This is a genomic window from Aliihoeflea sp. 2WW, from assembly GCF_000497755.1.
Classification (GTDB): domain Bacteria; phylum Pseudomonadota; class Alphaproteobacteria; order Rhizobiales; family Rhizobiaceae; genus Aliihoeflea.
Window position 1 is genome coordinate 35,372 of record NZ_AYOD01000042.1, and the last position, 22,460, is coordinate 57,831.

The 22,460-nt window shown below is 65.6% G+C and carries 26 protein-coding genes; 16 read left to right on the forward strand and 10 right to left on the reverse strand.

All coding sequences use genetic code 11. The annotated features are described in order from the left end of the window. Positions 1-9 precede the first annotated feature (9 nt). From ALII_RS0116975 to ALII_RS0116990, 4 genes are all read right to left on the reverse strand, one after another. Positions 10-192, reverse strand: coding sequence for a hypothetical protein (locus tag ALII_RS0116975; RefSeq protein ID WP_024588425.1), 183 nt, complete (start codon positions 190-192; stop codon positions 10-12). Positions 193-473: 281 nt separating this feature from the next. Then, positions 474-1,421, reverse strand: coding sequence for a PAS domain-containing sensor histidine kinase (locus ALII_RS0116980; protein ID WP_244437458.1), 948 nt, complete (start codon positions 1,419-1,421; stop codon positions 474-476). A 103-nt stretch (positions 1,422-1,524) separates the two neighbouring features. Next, a complete protein-coding gene (locus ALII_RS22100) occupies positions 1,525-1,692 on the reverse strand; it encodes a DUF1328 domain-containing protein (protein ID WP_024588427.1) in 168 nt (55 codons plus the stop codon). A 202-nt stretch (positions 1,693-1,894) separates the two neighbouring features. Continuing rightward, the gene (locus tag ALII_RS0116990) at positions 1,895-2,689 is read right to left on the reverse strand and encodes a response regulator (protein WP_024588428.1); all 795 of its coding nucleotides are present in this window, start codon (positions 2,687-2,689) and stop codon (positions 1,895-1,897) included. Between the two features lie 247 nt (positions 2,690-2,936). Here ALII_RS0116990 and ALII_RS0116995 point away from each other — a divergent pair, with 247 nt between their 5' ends. Together ALII_RS0116995 and ALII_RS0117000 are read left to right on the forward strand one after the other, a co-directional pair. Further along, positions 2,937-3,128, forward strand: coding sequence for a NepR family anti-sigma factor (locus ALII_RS0116995; RefSeq protein WP_024588429.1), 192 nt, complete (start codon positions 2,937-2,939; stop codon positions 3,126-3,128). Between the two features lie 2 nt (positions 3,129-3,130). After that, on the forward strand, positions 3,131-3,679 hold the full coding sequence (locus tag ALII_RS0117000) for a sigma-70 family RNA polymerase sigma factor (protein ID WP_024588430.1): 549 nt from the start codon (positions 3,131-3,133) through the stop codon (positions 3,677-3,679). Here ALII_RS0117000 and ALII_RS0117005 read toward each other — a convergent pair. Continuing rightward, a complete protein-coding gene (locus tag ALII_RS0117005; RefSeq protein ID WP_244437459.1) occupies positions 3,665-4,069 on the reverse strand; it encodes a response regulator in 405 nt (134 codons plus the stop codon). The two genes, ALII_RS0117000 and ALII_RS0117005, sit on opposite strands and share 15 nt — an antisense overlap. Before the next feature lie 235 nt (positions 4,070-4,304). Here ALII_RS0117005 and ALII_RS0117010 point away from each other — a divergent pair, with 235 nt between their 5' ends. Further along, positions 4,305-5,012: a Crp/Fnr family transcriptional regulator gene (locus tag ALII_RS0117010; protein ID WP_024588432.1), complete on the forward strand. Its 708-nt coding sequence runs from the start codon at positions 4,305-4,307 to the stop codon at positions 5,010-5,012. A 146-nt stretch (positions 5,013-5,158) separates the two neighbouring features. Here ALII_RS0117010 and ALII_RS0117015 read toward each other — a convergent pair whose 3' ends face one another. Then, positions 5,159-6,262, reverse strand: coding sequence for an AI-2E family transporter (locus ALII_RS0117015; protein WP_024588433.1), 1,104 nt, complete (start codon positions 6,260-6,262; stop codon positions 5,159-5,161). A 124-nt stretch (positions 6,263-6,386) separates the two neighbouring features. Here ALII_RS0117015 and ALII_RS0117020 point away from each other — a divergent pair, with 124 nt between their 5' ends. From ALII_RS0117020 to ALII_RS0117030, 3 genes are read left to right on the forward strand one after another with little or no spacing between them, the layout of a single operon-like run. Further along, positions 6,387-6,722 carry a DUF883 family protein gene (locus ALII_RS0117020; protein WP_024588434.1) on the forward strand — a complete coding sequence of 112 codons (336 nt, stop codon included), beginning with the start codon at positions 6,387-6,389 and terminating at the stop codon, positions 6,720-6,722. 8 nt (positions 6,723-6,730) lie between these two features. Further along, positions 6,731-7,195 carry a hypothetical protein gene (locus ALII_RS0117025; RefSeq protein ID WP_024588435.1) on the forward strand — a complete coding sequence of 155 codons (465 nt, stop codon included), beginning with the start codon at positions 6,731-6,733 and terminating at the stop codon, positions 7,193-7,195. 18 nt (positions 7,196-7,213) lie between these two features. Then, positions 7,214-7,447 (forward strand): hypothetical protein, encoded by a 234-nt coding sequence (locus ALII_RS0117030; RefSeq protein WP_024588436.1) that lies wholly within the window; start codon positions 7,214-7,216, stop codon positions 7,445-7,447. 75 nt (positions 7,448-7,522) lie between these two features. Here ALII_RS0117030 and ALII_RS0117035 read toward each other — a convergent pair whose 3' ends face one another. After that, positions 7,523-8,437, reverse strand: a complete 915-nt coding sequence (locus ALII_RS0117035) for a diacylglycerol kinase family protein (protein ID WP_024588437.1) — start codon at positions 8,435-8,437, stop codon at positions 7,523-7,525. A 226-nt stretch (positions 8,438-8,663) separates the two neighbouring features. On the opposite strand from ALII_RS0117035, the gene ALII_RS0117040 reads away from it, so the two are divergent. Then, the gene (locus ALII_RS0117040; RefSeq protein ID WP_024588438.1) at positions 8,664-9,743 is read left to right on the forward strand and encodes a PRC-barrel domain-containing protein; all 1,080 of its coding nucleotides are present in this window, start codon (positions 8,664-8,666) and stop codon (positions 9,741-9,743) included. A 76-nt stretch (positions 9,744-9,819) separates the two neighbouring features. Here the strand turns inward: ALII_RS0117040 and ALII_RS0117045 are convergent, their stop codons facing one another. Then, positions 9,820-11,361, reverse strand: coding sequence for a sulfatase-like hydrolase/transferase (locus tag ALII_RS0117045; RefSeq protein ID WP_024588439.1), 1,542 nt, complete (start codon positions 11,359-11,361; stop codon positions 9,820-9,822). Between the two features lie 156 nt (positions 11,362-11,517). On the opposite strand from ALII_RS0117045, the gene ALII_RS0117050 reads away from it, so the two are divergent. The 4 genes from ALII_RS0117050 (at position 11,518) to ALII_RS0117065 (ending at position 13,628) form a co-directional block, all read left to right on the forward strand. Beyond that, positions 11,518-12,450, forward strand: a complete 933-nt coding sequence (locus ALII_RS0117050) for a VOC family protein (protein ID WP_024588440.1) — start codon at positions 11,518-11,520, stop codon at positions 12,448-12,450. A 5-nt stretch (positions 12,451-12,455) separates the two neighbouring features. Then, positions 12,456-13,076, forward strand: a complete 621-nt coding sequence (locus ALII_RS0117055; protein ID WP_024588441.1) for an alpha/beta hydrolase — start codon at positions 12,456-12,458, stop codon at positions 13,074-13,076. Further along, positions 13,058-13,360: a GNAT family N-acetyltransferase gene (locus ALII_RS0117060; protein WP_024588442.1), complete on the forward strand. Its 303-nt coding sequence runs from the start codon at positions 13,058-13,060 to the stop codon at positions 13,358-13,360. Before ALII_RS0117055 ends, ALII_RS0117060 begins: the two co-directional genes overlap by 19 nt. Before the next feature lie 64 nt (positions 13,361-13,424). Continuing rightward, entirely contained in the window at positions 13,425-13,628 is a 204-nt protein-coding gene (locus ALII_RS0117065) for a dodecin (protein WP_024588443.1), read from the forward strand. Position 13,629: 1 nt separating this feature from the next. Here the strand turns inward: ALII_RS0117065 and ALII_RS0117070 are convergent, their stop codons facing one another. Beyond that, complete coding sequence (locus tag ALII_RS0117070; RefSeq protein ID WP_244437460.1) at positions 13,630-15,012, reverse strand: S8 family serine peptidase; 1,383 nt, start codon at positions 15,010-15,012, stop codon at positions 13,630-13,632. 128 nt (positions 15,013-15,140) lie between these two features. Here ALII_RS0117070 and ALII_RS0117075 point away from each other — a divergent pair, with 128 nt between their 5' ends. Both ALII_RS0117075 and ALII_RS0117080 read left to right on the forward strand, forming a co-directional pair. Further along, positions 15,141-15,674, forward strand: coding sequence for an RNA polymerase sigma factor (locus ALII_RS0117075; RefSeq protein ID WP_024588445.1), 534 nt, complete (start codon positions 15,141-15,143; stop codon positions 15,672-15,674). A 4-nt stretch (positions 15,675-15,678) separates the two neighbouring features. After that, positions 15,679-16,455, forward strand: a complete 777-nt coding sequence (locus ALII_RS0117080; RefSeq protein WP_024588446.1) for a hypothetical protein — start codon at positions 15,679-15,681, stop codon at positions 16,453-16,455. Here the strand turns inward: ALII_RS0117080 and ALII_RS21710 are convergent. Further along, complete coding sequence (locus ALII_RS21710) at positions 16,452-17,645, reverse strand: PqqD family protein (protein WP_024588447.1); 1,194 nt, start codon at positions 17,643-17,645, stop codon at positions 16,452-16,454. The genes ALII_RS0117080 and ALII_RS21710 overlap by 4 nt on opposite strands. A 680-nt stretch (positions 17,646-18,325) precedes the next feature. Between ALII_RS21710 and ALII_RS0117095 the strand changes: the two genes are divergently transcribed. The 3 genes from ALII_RS0117095 (at position 18,326) to ALII_RS0117105 (ending at position 22,345) form a co-directional block, all read left to right on the forward strand. Then, the gene (locus ALII_RS0117095; RefSeq protein WP_024588448.1) at positions 18,326-19,744 is read left to right on the forward strand and encodes an SLC13 family permease; all 1,419 of its coding nucleotides are present in this window, start codon (positions 18,326-18,328) and stop codon (positions 19,742-19,744) included. 80 nt (positions 19,745-19,824) lie between these two features. After that, a complete protein-coding gene (locus ALII_RS0117100) occupies positions 19,825-21,096 on the forward strand; it encodes a glycerate kinase (RefSeq protein WP_024588449.1) in 1,272 nt (423 codons plus the stop codon). Between the two features lie 145 nt (positions 21,097-21,241). Beyond that, the gene (locus tag ALII_RS0117105; protein WP_024588450.1) at positions 21,242-22,345 is read left to right on the forward strand and encodes an ABC transporter substrate-binding protein; all 1,104 of its coding nucleotides are present in this window, start codon (positions 21,242-21,244) and stop codon (positions 22,343-22,345) included. Positions 22,346-22,460: the final 115 nt, after the last annotated feature.

The following is a 22,460-nucleotide window of genomic DNA, read 5'->3' on the forward strand; positions in this document are numbered from 1 at the left end:
AGCGAAGGCTCAGCTCAAGAGATTGAACAGCAGCGTGCCTGCGATAAGCGCAGCGAGAATCAGAACTCCCAACCGGAAATAGCCGAACGGGCCGTAATTCGGGCCGGGCGGCAAGGGCTCGGAGCCGTCGCCCTGATGGTCGCCCATCGCAAGCCGTGCCGCACGTTCCAGATTCATCATGTGAGCGACCATTACCGCCTCCCATTTTGCGCTGCCTGAAAATCAAACGGCGCACCGGAAATTCCGTTCCCGAGGGATGATCGCAAAAAAGAATGAACGTTACGGAACCCGTTCGTGTCGAAACAGTTAACAGGCACAGTGAAGTGGCCCGACGCCACCCCCCTCCAATCGCCCCCCGCGAACGGCGCTTCACTGATTGAAGGAGAGCGTATCCCCCGAACGCCTTCTTCGCCCCCTCCAAAGCCGGCCCTTCGTGGCCGGCTTTTTTTCGCCTGTCGGCAAGGTCGAGGCGGTCAGATTTCGAAATTGCCTTCGGGAATGCGCAGGCGATAGTCGAGGTGGCCGTCGGAAAATTCGAGCGAGGCCTCGCCTTCGACGGAGGCCGGCACGACGCGCTCGAGCGCAACGCTGCCGAAGCGCTTGTCGCCCATGGCGCCCTCGGCGACGCGGGTATTCTCATGCCAGTTGAGGAGGATGGTGCGCTTACCCTCCTCGTCCTCCTCCAATGTGGCAGAGAGGCCGACATAGCCGTTCGGCCGCGAAAGCGCGCCGTGGCTCATCGAATTGATGACGAGTTCGTGCAGCGCCAGGCCGATATGCAGCGCGGCATTCGGATTGAGATAGGGATCGACGCCCTTGAGACGGATCGAAAAAGCGGGGTCTTCGCAATAGCGGCTGACCTGTCCGGCGACGAGTTCGCTCAATGTCGCCCCGCGCCAGTTCGACGAGGTGACGAGATCCTGCGACGAGGCCAGCGACTGGATGCGGCCGCGAAAGCGCGTCAGGAAAACGTCGATCGATCCGGAATAGCGGCCGGTCTGGGTCGCGATGCTCTGGATAATGGCGAGAAGGTTCTTCGAGCGATGGCTGACCTCGCGCAACAGCGTGCGCAGTGTCTGCTCGCGGTGCTTCTGGCTGGTCACGTCCACGATGGTGGAGACGATGCCGCTGACGCCGCCGCCCTTTTCAAGGCGTGGATCGAGCCATACAGAGAACCACCGTCCGCCGTCGTCCGCGCCTTGCCGGAATTCGTAGTGAGCCGACTGGCCGCTTTCCAGGACCTGCCGTTTGATGGCGATGGCCGCTTCGGCGTCGGAAGCGTCGAGAAATTCACTGTCCGACTGGCCGACGATCGACGAGACGTGCCAGGAAGACGGGAGGTTGTGAGCCCAAAGGACCTTGAGATGGATGTCCTGGGCGATGACCGCCACACCGGCATTCTTCAACGCGGTCGCGAGCACGCGCTCCTCGTCGATTGTGTCAGCGGTCCCGAAACTCACCCTAAAACTGCCCCCGATAAAGCCGGCCCGGGCTGATGCCGGACCAAAAAATGCTCACTCGTGCTCAATTGGCGCGGCGCATGAAGCCGGCAACCACGGAGACGCACAAAAGAACGATGAAAATGAAAAACAGGATCTGGGCGATGCCCGCGGATGCGCCGGCAATGCCGCCGAATCCCACGGCGCCCGCGATCAATGCAACGACCAAAAATACCAGGGCCCAATAGAGCATCTGCGTTCTCCCTGGATCGCCCGCGGTCTTATGCGCGCCGAAGGACGATCCTACCACCTCTGGAGCATCGAAATCGTCGGCCCGAAGCGGGCCGGATTCCTCGCTCGAACTGCCGCCGCCATCCAGATGCTCAACGCATCTTGGGGCGCGCTTGTTCCCGTGCGGAACAGGATCGAGCCCTGCCCCGCACAAAGTCTCGCCGTCAGGCTGCCGCCTGCGACTGCCGGTCGAAGAACAAGGCCTGGCTGATGAGCGCCTTGACCATGTCCGGGTTGAACGGCTTGGTCACCAAGAAGGCCGGCTCGGGCCGCTCGCCGGTCAGGAGGCGCTCGGGGAAGGCAGTGATGAAGATCACCGGAACGCTGGCGGATGCCAGGATCTCGTTGACCGCATCGATGCCCGACGAGCCGTCGGCCAACTGGATGTCGGCCAGGACCATCTTTGCATTGCTGGTCTTGAACAGCGCTGTCGCTTCCTTGTGGGTGCGGGCCGTGCCGACGACGCGGTGGCCGAGGCTTTCGACCATCTGCTCGATGTCCATCGCGATCAGCGGCTCGTCCTCGATGATGAGGATGTCGGTCGCGACCTGACGGGAAATCTCGTCGCTCGCCTGACCGAGGAGACGGGAGAATTCCGTCTGCTCGACATCGAGGACTTCAGCCGCCTCGCGTTCGCCGAAACCTTCGACGGCGACCAGCAGGAACGCCTGACGCGGGAGGGGCGCCAGCGAGGACAGGTTGGCGACGGCGCGGCTTTCCCACGGATTTGCGGGCATCTCGTCGGGGACGCGGACCGCGACCGAGGAAAACAGCTTGGTGAAGATGCGATAGAGCGCGATGCGGTCGGTGGACGCGGCCGGGAACACGCTCGGGTCTGCGATGATTGCTTCCAGCGTGGCGGCGACAAGCGCATCGCCACTGGTCTGTGAGCCGGAGACTGCGCGGGCAAACCGGCGCAAGAATGGCAAGTGCGGCGCTATCCTTGCGGACAAACTCATGATTGGACGTCTCCCTCAAGACATAAAGGCAGGAATTGCGGATCAGTAGCGCCCTTCAAACTCACCCGCAGCAAAAAAGTTCCGCAACAAGGAACGAATCGCGAGGTCTTAACGTTTGATATCGATTTTGCGTGCCAGCGGGGCGGTCCGGGCGCAAAAATAAAGGCAACGAAAGACAGGGAAGCGACGCATGGCAATTGCCGCACGTTGGGCAGACCACGACAATTCAGGGGGCACCGAGGCAGACATGAAGCCGAACAAGGAACAGCCGGCAGTGACAGAGCGCACGGAGCCGCTGGGCTCGAATTCCGAAATCGGACGAAAGCTCAAACAATATTACGACGAACTCGTGACGGAAGAAGTCCCCGACCGATTCGCCGATCTCCTGAGGCAACTCGAAGATCGCGAAGCAGGCGCCAGCGCTCGCAAGGGAGACTGACCATGGCTGCCGAAATCGACTTCAAGACCGGACTTCTCAGTGCGGTCCCGAGCCTTCGCGCGTTCGCCGTTTCGCTTTCGCAGAATTCGGACCGTGCGGACGATCTCGTCCAGGAGACGCTGGTCAAGGCATGGGACAAGCAGTCCTCGTTCCAGCCGGGCACCAATCTCAAGGCATGGCTCTTCACCATCCTGCGCAACGAATTCTATTCGCAGATGCGCAAGCGCGGGCGCGAAGTGCAGGACAGCGACGGCGCGATGACCGCAAGGCTCGCGGTGCATCCGAGCCAGCACGGTTCGATGGACCTCGAAGACTTCCGCAATGCGCTGGAGCGCCTGCCGGAAGACCAGCGCGAGGCGATCATCCTGATCGGTGCCTCGGGCTTTTCCTACGAGGAAGCGGCCGAAATCTGCGAATGTGCCGTGGGCACGATCAAGAGCCGTGTCAGCCGCGCGCGTACGCGGTTGCAGGAGCTTTTGAAGGTTTCCGGAGAATCCGACTACGGGCCGGATTCGATCGCAGCGCAGGTGATGGGCTCAAACGCCGCCTGATACCGGCTGGCCCTGCCCCTGGTTCACCGCTTCGACGATGGCGGTGATCAGGGTGGGGCCGGCATAGGGCTTGCCCACCACGCGGATACCTGGAAACGCTTCGAACAGGTTCTCGTTTTCCGCATAGCCGGTGGCGAAAACGAACGGAACGTTGTTGTCCTGAAGGGTCTTGGCGAATTCCACGGTGGATTCGCCGGCCAGCATCACGTCGACGACGGCGACGTTGATGCCGCGGTCCCCGACGGGCTGGTCGCCCAGTTCCTTGAGCGTGCGCAGGATGATGACCTCTTCGGCACCATGATCCTGACACAACTGCTCGACATCCATTGCGATGAGGAATTCGTCCTCCATCACGAGAATGCGCAGATCCTTGAGGGGCTTCTCCGCCAAATTCACTACTCCCGACATCGGGGCAATTGGCCTGCCGGATGGCGACGTGTCATTTAACTATGACATGTGCATCAGCTTTTGCGAATATATTTGATGGTCTAGGCCGTGGCCGCTGACAAGCGCCGCGCACCTCACTATAGATCGCAAAGGGACTTTTTTCTTTACCTCCTGGAGCCCGCCGGTGGCCGAGATCGCGATCCGTTCTGCAAGGAAATATCCTTGCGAGAAATGCCCGTTGCACGCGCGAGAAATCTTCCGGCCTTTCACCAAGCCAGAGCTCGAATTCATCAGCCGTTTCAAGAAGGGCGAGCTGACCGTGGACCGTGGCGCGACGGTGCTGGCGGAGGGCACGCGCAACCCGCATCTCTATACCGTCCTGCAAGGCTGGAGCTTTCGCTACAAGATGCTGCCGGACGGGCGCCGGCAGATCGTCAACTATGCGATGCCGGGCGATCTCCTCGGCCTGCAGGGCACGGTGACGGGCGAGATGGAGCATTCCGTCGAGGCGCTGTCGCCGATGATCCTGTGCGTCTTCGAGCGCGACGAACTGCTGACGCTCTACCGCGAGCATCCCGAGCTCGCCTACGACATCACCTGGCTCTCCTCGCGCGAGGAGTGCATGCTCGACGAGAACATGCTCAGCGTCGGGCGGCGCAACGCTTCGGAGCGGCTCGCCTATCTGATCGCCTTCATCGTGCGCCGGTCGCAAGGGACCGGGCTCAATACGAACAAGACGCCGATCGAAATTCCGATCACCCAGCAGCATGTCGCCGATACGCTCGGCCTGTCACTCGTCCATACCAACAAGACGGTCCGCAAGCTGGCCGAACGTCAGTTGCTGCAATGGCGCGACCGGGGCTGCGTCGTCCTCGACCTCGAAGGCCTCGAGCGGCTGGCCGAGTGGTCGACCGACATGCATCTGAAGCCGCGCCCCTTCATTTAGGGTGTGCCGATATTCAGGCCTGAGCGGCCTGCAAATAGCGGAGTTCTGCGCTTCCGGTGCTCATGTACGCAAACGTACACTCCGCTCCGGTTCTCGAAATCCGCCATTTTCGGCTCGCACAGCCCTGAATCTCAACACACCGAAGCTCACCCCGGCAGATTGGGTCCCTGCGGGCCCCAGCCGGGGATGAGGTTGCGGGCGATCGCATAGCCGACGAGCAAGGCGGGAATGGCGACGAAGCCGCCGATCGGACCCCAGATCCAGATCCAGAAAGTCAGCGCGATCAGGACGACGAACGGGTTGAGCGTCATCATCCGGCCGATGACCATCGGCGTGACGAACTGCGCCTCCAACAGATTGACGGCGAGGTAGACGAGCGGCGGCATGAGGCTGCCCGAGATCGTGTCGAAGGTGACGAGGCCGACGGCGAACAGGATCGCCGCCATGATCGCCGGGCCGATATACATGACGAAGTTCAACAGGCCGGCGAGAATGCCCCACAGGGCGGGCGACGGCACGCCGGCCAGCCACAAGGCGCATGTAACGGCGACCGCCAGGGCCATGTTGATCGCGGTGATCGACAGAAGATAGCGCGAGACCAGCATCTCTACGTCGCGGAAGATGTGCGCGGTGCGCCAGCGCAGGCGGCGGCCGACGCACAGCTTGAGCACGGCAAGACGCGTCGAATGGCGCGTGGCGATGAAGAAATAGAGGGTCGCCATGAAGATCAGCACCTGCGCGCCGATCGCCGGCGCGACGGTGATGAGGCTGTCCATCGGCGAGCCTTCCTCGACCGACACCGTCAGGCCGGTGTCGCCCGTCGCATCGCGCAAGCCGCCCTGGATGTCGCGCAGCGCCTCCATCGGCTCGCGCAGTTGCGACAGGCGCAGTTGCAGCTCCTGCCACATCTGAGGCCCTCGATCGGCCCAGTAGGATAGCGGGCCGACCAGCGCGAGCGCGATCAGGCAGACGCTGAAGACGAACAGGATGAAGACCAGGACGGCCGAGATGTAGGGCGAGATGCCCCTCGCCTCGATCCGCGCGGCGACGGGGCCGAGCATCAGTCCGATGACGAGCGCGAACGCCACCGGCGCCAGGATGTAGCGGCCGAAATAGAGTGCGAAGCAAAGCCCCAAAAGGCCGAGCACGATCAGCGCCATCTGCGAGCCCCGCTGCAGCACGATCTCGACATTCGACTTGGGCGGCAGGCGCACGATGGGCGAGCGCTTTTCGTATCTTTCTGATGGCACAGGCTTCCTCCGACACAAGCGGCAACGCGGCGCGGGATAATTTCGTTCCTGCTCATACAATGCTGGAACTGGACGAAGGCGCACACGTTGAGTGCTCGGCAACACGGAAACAGGAGAAAAATCCATGGCTTCACCCTCCACCACCGCCAAGGTTCGGGCCAACGACGCGAAGACGAAGGCCGAGCTCGAGGCCGAAATCGAGCGCCTGAAAGGCGATGTGACGAAGCTGAAGGACCAGCTCAGCGAGACCGGCCAGCGCACCTACCATTCCGCGCAGCGCGCGGCGGCGTCCGGTCTGGAGAGCGTCAAGGCGCGCAGCGAAGCCGCCATCGAAGACATTCGCGGGCAGGCCAAGGATTACGAGGCGCAGCTCGAAGAAGCCGTGCGCGAAAAGCCGATCAGCTCGCTCGCCATCGCGGCCGGCGTCGGCTTTGTGCTCGCTCTCCTGACGCGCCGCTGAGCAGACGGATGTTCGGCACGCTCATCGCATCCATCGTAGCCGGCGAGACGGCCGATATCATCGGACGCACGAAGCGTTCGGCCATCGCCTATGCGATCGCCGGACTGCTCGTCCTGTTCGGGGTGATGTTCGGGCTGATCGCGCTTTACGTCTGGATAGCGGGCCATTGGGGGCCGATCACGGCGGCACTCGCACTGGCCGGAGCCTTCGTCGTGCTAGCGATCCTGGTGGTCGTCATCCACGGTTCGACGGCCAAACGCCAGGCGCGGGAAGCTGCCAAGCGCCGCTCCGTCGATGCCAAGGCGATCGCCACGACGGCGGCAGTCGCCGCGCTGCCCGCGCTTCTGGCGCGACGCGGTTCGGCGGTGGCGCTCATCGTGCCCGTGCTCGGGATGGTCGGCTACCTGATCTACAAGGAAAATGTCGGGCCGAAAGGCGGTCGCCGTCCACGCGCCCCGCTCGATCGGCCATAACAGGAAGAGGGAAAAGCCATGGATGACAAGGTAAAGGTCAATCCCACGGAAGCCCGGCAGGGCCGCCGCGGCACGCATGTTCTGACGATCCTCATCGTCGCACTCATTCTGGCCGCCATCGTCGGCTGGGCGGTGGGCCTCTTTGGCGGCGCCATCGAGCCCGAGGAGCCCGTAGGCGGCGCGCCGACCGAACAGCCGGTCGAAGCGCCTGGCGGCGTCGACACGCCCGTCGAGGGCGAGCCGGCCCAGTAGGAGTCCGGACCAACAGACGAACGCGAAAGGGGCGCACGCAGCGCCCCTTTTTCATGCCTGCTCGCCCTGGCGCGATCAGGCCTCGTCGGCAGCAGCCGGCCGGAGAACCTTCAGCGCGCCGGGATGGATCTCGACCTCGACCTTCGGCTCCAGCTTGCACAACTCACCGTCGATCACGCATCGGAACTTCCGGTGCGACGACAGGATGTGCATCGTCACCGATTTCGTCTGGTGAATTTCGACTTGGTCGTTGGATTTCCACCTGCCCAGCGCCATCATGGCCAGGAAGGCGAACATCTCGCGGCGCGAGCGCGCCTTGGTCACGTAGATGCCGAGCGTGCCGCCATCCGGCGTGTCGGTGTACGGGATGTGGCCTTCGCCATAGAGATTGTTGGTGATGCCGATCGACGAGGTGCGGGCCTCGACCTCCGTTCCGCCCGGCATTTCGAGCCTGACGCGGATGCGGGGCGGATTGAGGACCGTATCGACGGCCGCCTGCGCCGACGCCCTGATCTTGCCGAGACGCGAGGCGAATTCGCGCTGCTCGCGCAGATGGACGAGCTTGGCGTGCATGCCGACGGAATACTGATGGACGAAGGGACGTCCGTTCGCCGTCGCGATGTCGACATCGGCGATCGGCGCAGTCGCGAGCGCGTCGAGCGCCTGGCTTAGATCGAGCGGTATCTGGAGGCTGCGGGCGAAGAGGTTCATCGTGCCGGCTGGCAGGACCGCGAGCACCTTACCGGTCTTCATTAGCTTGGCCGCGGCGCCCGACACGCTGCCGTCTCCGCCGCCGATCAGCACGCCCTCGACCGCGTCGTCCGCAACCGCCTTGTCGAGTTCAGCCTCGAGCTCCTTGCCGGGCACGAGCGCGATGTCGACGGTGTGACCGCCGGCCGCGAACTTTTCCTCGATTTCGGCCGAAAGCGCGTCGGTGTCCGCGGTGCGGAGCGTTCCGCCCTCGCTGTTCAGGATTGCCTTGAAATGCAATTCGTCACCCTTTCACGTCTGGCAAAGATGCATGCCGGCGGGGAAATGGGCGAGGTGTCGCGTGGTTCCGTTACGTGCTCGCGGAATCGTGTTCAACCATCGATTTCGGCGGAACATCTCATGGAAAGTGGCGTTGTGACAGTGTGAAAGGCCGCGACACCCGCCCCCTGCGAAAAGTTCGGACATCGCGGCCGTGCAATGGAACATGCACAAGGAGAGAATTACCATGATCCGCACCCTTTTGGCGACTACCGCAATTGCAACTCTGCTTTCGACCGGCGCCTTCGCTCAGACGACCGCTCCGGAAACCGCCACCGATCCGGCCATGGCTCCGGCCACCGAGGCTCCGGCGGATGCTGCCGAGACCCCCGGCCCGCAGCCGATCGAAGGCCATCTGGCCACCAACATCATCGGCGAGAACGTCTACAATGGCGTTGCCGACGATGCCGAGAACATCGGCTCGGTCAACGACATCGTGCTCGATGCCGAAGGTCAGGCTTCGCTGATCGTCGTGGGCGTCGGCGGCTTCCTCGGCCTCGGCCAGAAGGACGTCGCTCTCGAATACGATTCGCTCGAATGGGCCCAGCGTGAGGACGGCACGACCTGGCTGGTCGTCTCGGCGACGCGTGAGCAGCTCGAGCAGCAGGAAGCGTTCGACCGCGATGCCTATGACCCGGATGATGCCGAGGGCATGGCTGCAACGGGTGCGGCGACCGGCGCTGCAACCGGCGCCGCAGCGACCACCGACACGGCGGCCGAAGCGGTTGACGACACGGCTGACGCCGCTGGCGAAATGGCCGACGATGCCGGCGACAGCATGGCCGAGACGGCGGATGACGCCGGCGACGCGATGACGGACGACACGGCTGCGACCGACGACGCTGCCGAGACCGACGACATGGCCGCCGCTCCGGCTGAAGACGATGCCGCCACCGACGATACGGCGACTGCCGCCATCGATCGCGCCACGCTGACGGAAGTCGACGCTGCCGGTCTGTCGGCCGACGAACTCATCGGCACGACCGTCTATGGCGCCGATGACGAGAATGTCGGCTCGATCGAGGACGTCGTCCTCGAAGGCGATGCCGTCGACTTCGTCACCATCGACGTTGGTGGCTTCCTTGGCCTCGGTGCCAAGACGGTTGCCGTCGACATGGACAACCTCGCCTTCATGACGGACGAGGACGGCGAGATGTATCTCTACACCTCGTTCACGGAAGAGCAGCTCGAAGCTCAGCCGGAATATGACGAGGCGACCTTCGCCGATGCGCGTGACGAGCAGCTTCTCGTCAACCCCGCGAACTAATCGCTGGACGGCGAGCGATCGCCGGACTTCGAGACGGAAAGGCCCGGGATTTCCCGGGCCTTTTCCTTTGCGCATCTCACTGGTGCGGAAGCGGCGCGAACGGACCTCGCGGGCCATCCTCGGTCAGTTCGCCGAGCGCCAGCGACTGGTCGAGATGGACCGCGCGCCAGGAAAGCAGCCGTTCAAGCATGTCGACATGAATGTCGCGGTAGTCCGGGTCGCGCGAACGGTCGACGGTCTCGGACGGGTCGGCGTCTAGATCGAACAGCAGCGACGGCCCTGCGGCGAAGTGGACGAGCTTGTAGCGCTCGCCGCGCAGGACCGCGAGATTGGCGGTGCGCTGCGACGCCGACATGCGCTTCGACGAGCCGCCGGGACCGGTCCGGAAATCGAACTCGACATGGGCTTCGATGCGCCAATCGTCGGGCGCCTTGCCATCGAGAAACGGCGCAAGGCTGCGGCCATCGAGCCAGGGCTGGGGCGGCAGGTCCATCAGATCGAGCAGCGTGGGCAAGAGATCGACCGCCTCGGTGAAATGCGTGACCCCTGCCCTGCCCGCCTTGCGCCGTGGGTCGCGGATGACGAGCGGCACGTGGTAGCTGCCGTCGAAATAACCGCCCTTGCCGAGCAAGTGATGATCGCCCATCAGTTCGGCGTGGTCGCTGGTCAGGATGACGATCGTGTCGTCCCACTGGCAGGTCGCCTTCAGGTGATCGAAGAGCCGGCCGAGTTGCGCATCGACCTCGGAGATCATGCCGTAGTAGAGCGCCTTGATCTGCCGGAAATCGGCTTCGACGAGATCGCGCACCTTGCCCTTGCGGCCGGGAAGGAACTTGCCCGTCTTCGTCCGCTCCAATTCGGCGGCGACGAACGGGTGGACGCCTGCTTCCGACGCCGGATCGGCGGCGCGGGAGAAGCTGCCGCATTCGGCCGGGTCGTACATCGTGTCGTAGGGCGCTGGCACCGCGAATGGCGGGTGCGGGCGGATGAAGGAGAGATGGGCGAACCAGCCCGCCTCCTGCGCGCCATGCCAGCGCATGAAGGCCTCCGTCATGAACGCAGTCTCGGTCTGGTCGGCGGAATAGACGGGCGGGGACGCATCGATCGCCTTCGACCCGTTGGCGGGCCGGTGGATGTCGGGCGAGCCCATGGAGACGTCGATGCCCTGCGCGCCAAGCCAGGCGAGCCATTGGCGCTGGTGCTCGGGCAACAACTGCCCGACGGAGAACCCCGGCAAAATGCCCTCATAGCCTTTCAAGGCAGGATCGTTCGCGTCGTGCAGGCGCGGGTCGGGCGCGACGTCGGTATAGCCGAAAAGCGTCGGGTCATAGCCGGCGCGGCGGGCGGCGCGGGCGATGTTGTCATGACGATCGTCGAGCGGCGTGCCGTTGCGGCAGACGCGGTTGTTCATCTGGTAGAGGCCGGTATAGATGCAGGCGCGGGCCGGCGCGCAGGGCGCGGCATTGGCGAAATGGCGCAGGAAGACAGTGCCCTCGCCCGCCAGCCGATCGACATTGGGCGTCTTCACCACCGCATTTCCGGCGATGCCGAGCGCGTCGCCGCGCCACTGGTCGCAGGTGACGAACAGGATGTTGGGACGCGACTTCCGCCTGGCCATGAAGTTCTCCGATTGAACAATCAAGGATCGATTGTTCGATAATTGAGAACGGTCCATTCTGCCGAACGGTCTTCCAATCCGCCCCCGATGGCCGACATATGGCCCATGGATCACGCACGGCGCAATCGCCGCGCAAGCTGAGGGAAAGGAATCGACATGATCGACCAGATCAAGGGGCTCCACCACGTCACCGCGATGGCGCGCGACGCGCGCGAGAACAACCGCTTCTACACCGACACGCTCGGCCTTCGCCGGGTGAAGAAGACCGTCAATTTCGACGCGCCGGACGTCTACCACCTCTACTACGCCGACGGCGCGGGAACGCCGGGGACGGTGATGACCTATTTCCCCTTCCCCAATGCCGCGCGCGGCCGGCCGGGAACGGGCGAGGTCGGCACGACCGTCTTTGCGGTGCCGGAAGGCTCGCTTCCCTTCTGGGAAAAGCGGCTGGCGGAGAAGGGCGTCGCCGGTATCGAGCCGTCGAACCGCTTCGGCGAGAACGTCCTGCGCTTCGAAGGACCGGACGGCGATGGGCTTGCGCTGGTCGAGACCAGCGGCGACGGGCGCGCGCCGTGGACCGGCAATGGCGTTTCCGCCGACCACGCCATTCGCGGCTTCCGCTCGGTGTCGATGCGGCTGCGCGACACGGAACGGCAGGCCGAACTCCTGACCGCCATGGGCTACAAGGAGACGGCCAAGGAAGGCGCGGTGCGCCGCTTCGTCGTGGAAGGCGGCAACGAGGCCAACATCGTCGACCTCGAGGCGCATCCAATGTTGAATCCGGGCCAGCAGGGCGCGGGCTCGGTGCACCACGTCGCCTTCGCCGTCGACAATCGCGACGCGCAGCTTGCCGTGCGCAAGGCGCTGATGGAAACCGGCCAGCAGATCACGCCAGTCATCGACCGCGATTATTTCTACGCGATCTATTTCCGCACGCCGGGCGGCGTCCTGTTCGAGGTGGCGACCAACGAGCCGGGTTTCGACCGCGACGAGGATGCCGCGCATCTGGGCGAGGCGTTGAAGCTGCCCAAGCAGCACGAGCATTTGCGGCCCTATCTGGAACAGAACCTGCAACCGATCGACAGGTGAGCGACATGACCATCGAAAGCTACAAGCACCGGATCGAAGACGGGGGCGCCAATGCCCCCCTCTTCTTCACCTTCCACGGCACGGGCGGCGACGAGCACCAGTTTCCCGATCTCGCCCGCGACCTGATGCCGTCCGCCACCATCGTCTCGCCGCGTGGCGATGTTTCGGAAGGCGGCGCGCTGCGCTTCTTCCGCCGCACGGCCGAGGGCGTCTACGACATGGAGGACCTCGCCGTCCGCACCGAGCGCATGGCAGGTTTCATCGAGGCAATCGTCGCCGAGCGCCGGCCGCGCGCCGTGGTCGGGCTCGGCTATTCGAACGGGGCGAACATTCTCGCCTCGGTGATCTTCGCGCGGCCCGACCTCTTCGACGGCGCCGTGCTGATGCACCCGCTGATCCCTTTCCAGCCGCAGGTGGAGGGTTCGCTGTCCGGCAAATCGATCCTGATCACCGCCGGGCGCAAGGACCCGATCTGCCCGCCGAACCTGACCAACCGGCTGGAAAGCTATCTGCAAGGGCTCGACGCCGGTGTCGAGACGGTCTGGCATGACGGGGCGCATGAAGTGCGGCCGGTCGAAATCGAAGCGGCGCGGCAGTTTCTGCGCAAATGGGAGATCGACCGATGAGTGATGTCGAACGCGAGGACGGAAGTTCCAAGGGCCGCTACGTGTTCAGAGGCGCGGACGGCGCCGTGGCTGAGATGACCTATTCCAAGGTTGGCGCGAGCCAGATCATCATCGACCATACGGAAGTGCCGGACGCGTTTCGCGGACAGGGCGTCGGGCTAAAGCTCGTCGAGCAGGCCGTCGCGGACGCGCGGGCCGAGGGCAAGACCATCATCCCGCTCTGCCCGTTCGCCGCGGCGCAGTTCCGCAAACATGCCGAATGGGGCGACGTCCTGAAACGCTGAACGGGCTTTCCTTCGCGAACGGGCGCCATAGGTCAGTGGAAGCCCCAACGCGAAGGAGTATGTCATGGAAAATGTCTACAAGAAGATCGAGATCGTCGGTTCGTCGAAGACGTCGATCGAAGATGCGATCCAGGGTGCCGTGACCCGCGCGAGCAGCACGCTGAACAATGTCGACTGGTTCGAAGTGAGCGAGATCCGCGGTCATGTCGAAAACGGCAAGATCGCGCATTACCAGGTCGGCATGAAGATCGGCTTCAAACTCGAATAGGTCACTTGCCGGCCGTTTCCACTACCCGGGAGCAGAGGCGCGAGGCGTCGAGCAAGCCGGCGCCGTAGACCGGATCGCGCCCCGGATCGCCGAGGTCGGAAGCGTCCGCGATCAGGCGGCGCTCCAGTTCGGCCGGCGACAGATCGCCATCTGCGGCGAGCATCTTCGACAGGGCTGCGGTGACGAAGGGCGCCGCGAACGAGGTGCCCGTCTTGGTGCGGGCGCCCGAGATGGAAGCGGCCGTCCAGATGTCGACGCCGGGCGCGGCGACATCGACATGGTCGCCCTGGACCGCGCGCCGGTAGACGCGGCCGCGGCTATCGACGGCGGTGACGGCGATCACGCCGGGATATGCCGCAGGAAAGCGCGGTTCGGCGCGGGCGCCGTCATTTCCGACCGCGGCCACGATCGCGATATCGGCGCCGACCACGGCCCTCACCATTCGCTCCAGAACCCGGTTGTCCTCGCCCGCGAGGCTCAGATTGACGATGCGGACCTGCCGTTCGACCAGAAGGTCGAGCGCGCGCACGACATCATAGGCAGCGGCGCGCTCGGCCCGGCCTTCGCCGACAAAGGCATCGACGGCGACGAGGCGTGCGTCGGGCACCAGCCCACGCGCCCGCTCCGCAACGCGCCCGACGAGCAGCGCGGCGACCGCCGTGCCGTGCTGGCGACCGGACGGCGGCTCGGCCTCGCTGGAAATCCGCACGACCTCCAGATCGGCGCCCTTGAAGATCGCATGCGCCGGATTGATGCCGGTATCGACCATGCCGATCGCGACCGGCCCGGAACAGTTCCGCGCGTCGAGCGGCCAGTTAACCATTTCCAGCGGCGGGCAGGCCGGGCCCTCGCAGGCCGGCGATGAGCCAGCGGCGCTGGCGCGGTAGAAATGATTGAAGTCCGCGCTGGCCTCGTCATTGATCGCCCGGACGGCGTTGCGGGCGTCCTCGAGGCTGAGGCCGTCGGGAATGCGCAGCTTCAGGAGGGTCTGGTCCAGCGTTTCGAGGCGTTCCTGAGACAGGATCGCGTAGCCTGCCGCTTCGAGCGTGGCGCCGTCATCGGCCGTCAAGCCGATCGCGACGATCTCGCGTTCGGCTTGGGCCGGCAACGGTGCCGGCTGCGCGCGAACGCGGCGCGGCGCACGCTGACGCGCACCGCCGAAGGGGCGCAGAAACTGGCGCAGGAACCGCGGAGGGCGTGTTCCGCCGCCCCGCAGACCGGACGCCCCGCCCCCGCCTTCCCCGGCGAACGCTCCGCCGTCGTCGCCGTCATCGCCGTCGTCGGCAAAAGCGGTCGCGGCGACGAGATGCAGGCCGGCGTCCGGAACGACGGGGCTGGCAGCGAGAAGCAATGCGATCATGCAGGCCGCGAACGGCTTCGACACGCGTTTCACCTTGTCCACCTTCATTCGATTTGCCGGCATCGGCGCGCCGGAATAAGAGTCGCTCTGGAAACGTTGGCGAAGAGCACATATTCCTGTGCGTCGAAATTTGTTTTGCAGACAGGCGAGCGATGACGAGCCCTCCCAGCGATATCGGCGACCAGCTCATCGCATTCCTGCCCAACATGCGCCGGTTCGCATTGTCGCTGTCGCGTGCGCCGGACGTCGCGGACGACCTCGTGCAGCAGGCCTGCGAACGGGCGCTTGCCAGTTCGGCGAGTTTCGAGCCGGGCACCCGCTTCGACGCGTGGATGTTCCGCATCATCCGCAATCTGTGGATCGACCGGACGCGCCGGCAGAAGACCGCCGGCCCCAGCGAAGACGTCTATGAGCGGCACGATCTGATGGGCGAGGACGGGCAGCAGGTGGCCGATGCCCGCCAAGAGCTGTCATCGGTCAGGGACGCGCTCGAGGCGATGCCGGAGGATCAGCGCGCGATCATCATGCTCGTCTGCGTCGACGATCTTTCGTATCGCGATGCCGCAGAGGTGCTGAACGTGCCGATCGGCACCGTGATGAGCCGACTGGCGCGGGCGCGCAAAAGACTGGCCGAACTGACGGGAATAAACCCGGTGCCGGGTCGTTCTACCGGTGCGAGGGATTGAAACCATGATCGAACCGATGATTTTTGACGACGAGACATTGATGGCTTTCGCCGATGGCGAACTGGACGAGGCGACGACTAAGGCCGTCGAACGCGCGATGGAAACCGACGATGCGCTGGTGATGCGCGTCGCCGAATTCATCGAGACGCGCGCGACGGCACGCGAGGCCTTCACGCCCGCCGAGCCTGTTCCGGCCGCGCTCGAAGCGGCGGTGCGCGGCATGGTCGAACGTCATCGCGCGGCCGAACAGCCGGCGTCGAACGTCGTTTCGCTCGGCGCAGCACGCACGAGGCGCTTCGGCTTCGCGCAGCAATCCTGGCAATTGCCGCTCGCCGCCTCGCTGGCGACGGCGATCGCGGCCGGATTCATCGGCTACCAGCTCGGGCAGAGCCCCGGCGCGGCGCCCGTCGAACCGGGCCTCGACGGCTTTTCGAGCGCAGAAATCGCATCCGTTCTCGACAGCGCCGCTTCGGGCGACGAGGTCACCATCGCAGACGGATCGGGTCGCGTGCGGCTGATCTCCTCCTTCAACGAACAGAGCGGCGCGCTTTGCCGCGAATACGAGGTCGACCGCAGCGCCGGCGCGTCGGTCGTCGCGGTTTCGTGCCGGGACGACAGCGACTGGTCGATGCGGTTTGCGGTGGCCGCTCCGGCCGGCGGCGACGGCTATGCGCCCGCCTCCTCGCTCGATGCACTCGAGGCCTATCTCGGCGCGATCGAAGCCGGACCGGCGCTGACGGCGGAAGAAGAACGCGCTGCCCTCGACGCGGCGGCGCGCTAAACCGTCCGCGCGAGACCCTTTTCCATCAGCCGCGAAATGAGGCCGGCGAGATCGGCCTCGATGCGCGTGCGCTCGATCTCGGGATAGGCTTCGGCGAGTTCATCGGCGAGGTCGAGCGGGGCGACTGGAGCGGCGAGCGCTTCCCAGATTGCCGCGCCGAGCGCATCCAGCGCAAAGATGCCGCCGCCCGAACGGTCGGCGAGAAACGCGCCGCCATCGCCCATCGGCTGGAGAACGACGTCGCCTGTGCGGACGATGGTGTCCGAGGGGAGGCTCGCCCTTGCCGGCACATAGTCGGGCGATGCGACGCGCGGGGTGCCGGGGCGCAGTGCGGCGTGAACCGCGGCGAGGTCTGCCGAAGCCAGCCGCGTGAGCAATTTGCGGGCGTCGGCAAGGCTCTCGTAGCGCAGGAGGAATGCCGGGCACCTGGCCGCAAGCCGGTCGATGCGCCCGAGCACGATGTCGGACGGCGCGGCATTGCCGAAATTCTGGACGAGCAGGATCTTCATCGCCTGTCCGGGCGCGACGGCAAGCAGTTCGGGCCGGGCGTCGCGCGCGCGTTCCAGAAAAACGAAGGCGCTCGCGTCGCGACGTTCGCCGAAGCGGGCAAGGCGCGCCGGCGGCAGCGCGAGATAGCGGTAGTGTCCGTCGTCGGGCCCCTTGTGACGCCAGGCGTCGAAGGCGAAGCGGCGACCGAGCGCGCGCGGCAGGGGCACGCGAAGGCGCGGTGCAACGCCCGAGGCGACGAGCGCCCCGACGCCGTCCCGGCAGTCGACCGGCACGATGTCGTCGGCGATGATCCGCGCGCCGCAGAAGGCGAGCGCCGCCGTCAGCGTGCTCTTGCCGGCGCGGTGCGTGGACGGAAAGACGAAGTCGCGGCCGGCGAGCGAAACCGCGCTGGCATGCAGGCAGAGCATCGACGGATCTGGCTCGACCATGCGGTTGAGCAGGATCACGACGAGGCTGCAGGCGGCGCTGAGGGCGCTCGGTTCGGTGAAAGTCCGGCGCTCCGGTTCGTCGATGACGTAACCCCCGCCGCTTCTGCGCACTTCGAGGAAGGGGTAGCACGAATCCGACACGGCGGTCCACGACCAGCCGGAGGTGACCCGCTTCAAGATCGCCAGAACGGGCTCGGAATCGACGAAGCGCACCGGGCGGTCGACCAGCGCGCAGGAGTGATTTGCAGGCATCGTGATGTCCCTCACGCTTGCAGACCGGCCGGAAATCGTCCGGCCGGTCCGCATGTCCAGTCGGGTCAGGTTCAGTTGAAGCCGAAGGCACGGCCGATGCTGCGGCCCATGTCCTGCAGGCCGCGGCCGAAATTGTCGACCGCCTGGCCGGCGCCGCGACCGAACGAGCCGCCACGGCCAGCGCGTCCGCCCGATCCGCCGAAGCCACCCCGGCCGCCGGACCCGCGACCACCGGAACCGCGACCGGGGTGGCACCGCCACCGCCACCGGAACCGGCGCCACCGCCCGAACCGCCACCGCCGCCGCCACCACCACCGCCGGAGCCTGCGCCACCGCCCGAACCGGCGCCACCGCCGGAACCGGCGCCGGACGCATGCGCCTGGCTGAGCTGCAGAAGGGCCGGCGCGCTGTAGGCGGCGGCAGCGAGCAGGCCGATGCGGCCGAGCGCGCGGCGACGGCCGAGCGATACCGTTTCGGCTTGCGAATTCAGGTTCTTGGAAACGTCTTTCATCTTGACCTCCTGTTTCGTGAACGAGGCCGGCGGAGCCTTGCGGACTGGCCGGTCACGAGCGGCAAACGGGACGTCGGCCGGTTTATTCCAGGCCGGCTGATTTCACCGGCTGATGGAATAGAAGGCCCGTGTGAACGTTCGTCGACCAACAGAAAAACGGACGACAGCAATGACCGCAGCCATTTTGCCCCTGACCCGACCGATCCTTGCCGCCGGCCTGCGGCAATGGCTCGTGGCTGCGGCGTGCGTCGGCCTTGCCTGGGTCGCGATCGGATTTTTCCTCGCCGACCTCGCCTTCGAAGGTCGCGCGACGCTTGCCGTGTTCGTCGCCATGATGGCCGGTTGGCTGATCCTGAAGCTGCCCGAAACGCCGGTCGCCATCATCGCCTTCCTGGCGCTTGCGGCGACCGGTGCGGCCGACCAGGACGACCTCTTCGACACGTTCGACAACGAGATCATCTGGCTCCTGATCGCGGCCTTCATCCTTGCCGCCGTCATCAGGCGGACCGGTCTTGCCGAGCGCCACGCCATGCGCGCGATCGCCCTGTTCCGCTCGGTGCCCGCCATCTTCATGGCGGCGACGCTGATCATCTTCGTCACCGCCTTCTTCATTCCCTCGACCTCGGCACGCGCCGCGATCCTGCTGCCGGTCTTCGCGGCGCTCTCGGCGGCGATCGGGCGGCCCGGCGTCACCAAGGCGTTGGCGCTGCTCTTTCCGAGCGTCATCCTGCTTTCGGCCGGCGCGTCGCTGACGGGAGCGGGCGCGCATCTGATCGCGCTCGGCTTCATCGACGAGATCGACGGTCTCGTGATTTCCTATCTCGACTGGGCGCTGCTCGGTGCGCCGTTCTCGCTGGCGATGAGCCTTGCGGCGAATTTTATGATCCAGCGCCTGTTCCTGACCGATGCCGACAAGGCGCCGCTCGGGCGCGCGATTGCGACATCGGGCGGACCCAAAGCCGGCGACCGCCGCCTGACGGCGATCATCGTCGGAACGGTTGCGCTGTGGGCGACAGGCGGTTGGCACGGCATCGATCTCGCGCTGATCGCGCTCGCCGCTGCCCTGCTCGCCGCCTCGAAGGCGGTCTCGGGGATCGCGTTCAAGGACGCGTTGAAGGACGTCGACTGGAACCTGCTCTTCTTCCTCGCCGCGACCCTCGTCGTCGGCGAAGCGCTGCTCGAGACCGGCGCCGCGGCCTTTCTCGTCGACCGGCTTGTCGGCTCGCTCGACACGGCGCTGAGCCCGGCGCTGACGATCGCGATCGCGGTGATCGTCGCCGCGCTCGCTCATCTCCTCATCATTTCACGCACCGCGCGGGCCGCCGTGCTGATCCCCGCGCTTGCCCTGCCGCTCTCGCGCTTCGGCACCGATCCGACGACCCTGATCTTCGTCGTGACGATCGCGAGCGGCTTTTGCCAGACGCTGATGGTGTCGGCCAAGCCGGTCATGCTGTTCGGCCAGGCGGAGGGGCAGCCTTTCGACCAGGGCGACCTTCTGAAACTGGCGGCATGGCTGCTGCCGGTCTTCGTGGCGGCGCTCCTGTTCTTCGCGCTGGTCGTCTGGCCTTTGCAGGGACTGGGCGGCTGATCTTTTTCGCCGGCGAAGGGAATAGACGCAGGCGCCGGACGTCATCCCCTCGAACAGACATTCCCAAGGCGAGAATTCCCATGTCGATGACCATTCTGATCGCTCCTTCCGGCTTCAAGGAAAGCCTTTCGGCCGAGACCGTGGCCGCCCGCATCGAGGCCGGCGTCAAGCGCGCCCTGCCCTCCGCCCGCATTCTCAAGGCGCCGATGGCCGATGGCGGCGAAGGTTTCACGCGGGCACTGGTCGAGGCGACCGGCGGCACGGTTCATCCCGTCCGGGTGACCGGACCGGTCGGCGAGCCGGTCGACGCGTTCTTCGGGATGCTGGGCGGGCAGGACCAGCCGACAGCGGTCGTCGAGATGGCCGCAGCCGCCGGTCTGCGCCACGTGCCGCGCGACCGGCGCGACCCGACGCGCACCACGAGCTACGGCGTCGGCGAACTCGTCCGCGCCGCGCTCGATCATGGCGCGACGCGCATCCTGCTCGGCTGTGGCGACAGCGGCGTCAATGATGGCGGGGCGGGCATGGCCGAGGCGCTCGGCGTACGCTTTCTCGACGGCGACGGCAACCGCGTGCTGCCGGGCGGCGGCGGACTTGCCGAACTCGCGCATATCGACGTTGGCGGCCGCGATCCGCGTCTCGCCCGCGTGCGCATCGACGCCGCCGTCAACTGGCACAACCTCCTGACGGGGCCGAAGGGCGTCGCCCGCGTGTTCGGCCCGCAAAAGGGCGCGACGCCCGCGCAGGTCGACCTTCTGTCAGGCGCGATGGAAACCTATGCCGCGCTGATCGAGACCACCACCGGCGTGCGCGTCGCGGATGCGCCGGGCGCAGGTGCATCTGGCGGCATCGGCGCAGCGGTCATGGGTCTTCTTGGCGGCGTGCTCCACCCGCGCTACGACCTCGTGATGCAGTATCTCGACCTCGACGCGCTGATCGACGAAGCCGATCTCGTCATCACCGCCGAAGGCAGCCTCGACGGACAGACGCCCTACGGCAAGGTGCCGGTGGAAGTCGCGCGCCGGGCGAAGCTGCGCGGCCTGCCGGTCATCGCGCTCGCCGGCACGATCGGCAAGGGCGCGGCCTCGAATTTCGCCCACGGCATCGACGCCTTCGCCTCGATCGTCAAGCGCCCCTGCTCGCTCGACGAGGCGATCGAGAAGGCCGACAAGTTCCTGGTGCGCGCGGCCGAGGACGCGACGCGCATGATCCTCGTCGGCTTGATGCTGGCGGAGGGGCCACAGGTGACCGATCGGCGATTTCGACGCCCCCGTCTTGCACGCCAGCAAACGGGCGCGACGGTCGTTCCGTTTTCCCGCGCGCTGCCGCGCGAAATTCCGGTAGCCGGTTAACTTAACCGATTGCTGCCCTTGCGGAAAAGTAGTTAAGTCTGAAATGCCGCGGGCGAGATTGCGCGTTTCGTCATGTCACTGTCACGCAACGGCAGTAGCCGCATCGCAGGCGTCAAGAAGGCGTCTTTTCTCAGGGAGAACGGGTATGACGAAATTGGGGCACATCCTGTCGGCCATCGCCGCCGGGCTGATGGTGACGACGTCGATCTCATCGGCGCAGGACCTCGCCGAGCTCGAGGCCGCGGCCAAGGAAGAAGGCATGCTGACGACCATCGCCCTGCCGCATGACTGGTGCGGCTATGGCGAGGTGATCGCCGGCTTCAAGGCGAAATATCCCGAGATCACGGTCAACGAACTGAACCCGGATGCGGGCTCGGCCGACGAACTCGAAGCCGTGCGCGCCAACAAGGACAACAAAGGCCCGCAGGCCCCCGACGTGCTCGACGTCGGCTTCGCCTTCGGCCCGCAGGCGCAGGAAGAAGGGCTTCTGATGCCCTACAAGGTCTCGACCTGGGATTCGATCCCCGAGAACGTCAAGGATGCCGACGGCCATTGGTATGGCGACTATTACGGCGTGCTTTCGTTCGCGGTGAACACCGACATCGTCGAGAACGTGCCGGCCGACTGGGCCGACCTGCTCAAGGACGAATACGCCAATTCCATTGCGCTCGCGGGCGACCCGCGCGCGTCGAACCAGGCGATCCTGGGCGTGCAGGCCGCCGGCATGGCGACCGGCGCCGATGCGGGCGAAGCCTCCGGCACGGCGGGCCTCGACTTCTTCAAGCAGCTCAACGAAAAGGGCAATTTCGTGCCGACCATCGGCAAGTCGGGCACGCTCGCACAGGGCGCGACGCCGATCGTCATCTGGTGGGACTACAACGCCCTTTCGGGCCGCGACGCGCTCAACGGCAACCCGCCGGTGGAAGTCGTGGTGCCGGCAACCGGCGTCCTCGCCGGCGTCTACGTGCAGGCGATCAGCGCCTACGCACCACACCCCAACGCCGCCAAGCTGTGGATGGAATATCTCTATTCCGACGAAGGCCAGCTCGGCTGGCTCAAGGGCTACTGCCACCCGATCCGCTTCAACGACATGGTCGAACGCGGCGTCATCCCGCAGGAACTGCTCGACGCCCTGCCGCCGGCCGAATCCTACGAGAAGGCCTATTTCCCGACGCTCGAAGAGCAGGAAGCGGCCAAGAACGTGATCACGTCCGGGTGGGATTCCACCGTCGGCGCGAACGTTCAGTAGTGATGTGACCTGCACCCGGCCAGCTCTGCGGCCGGGTGCACCTCCCCTCATGGTGAACGCACCGCTAGGCACCCCCCTCTGGCCTGCCGGCCATCTCCCCCTCAAGGGGGGAGAT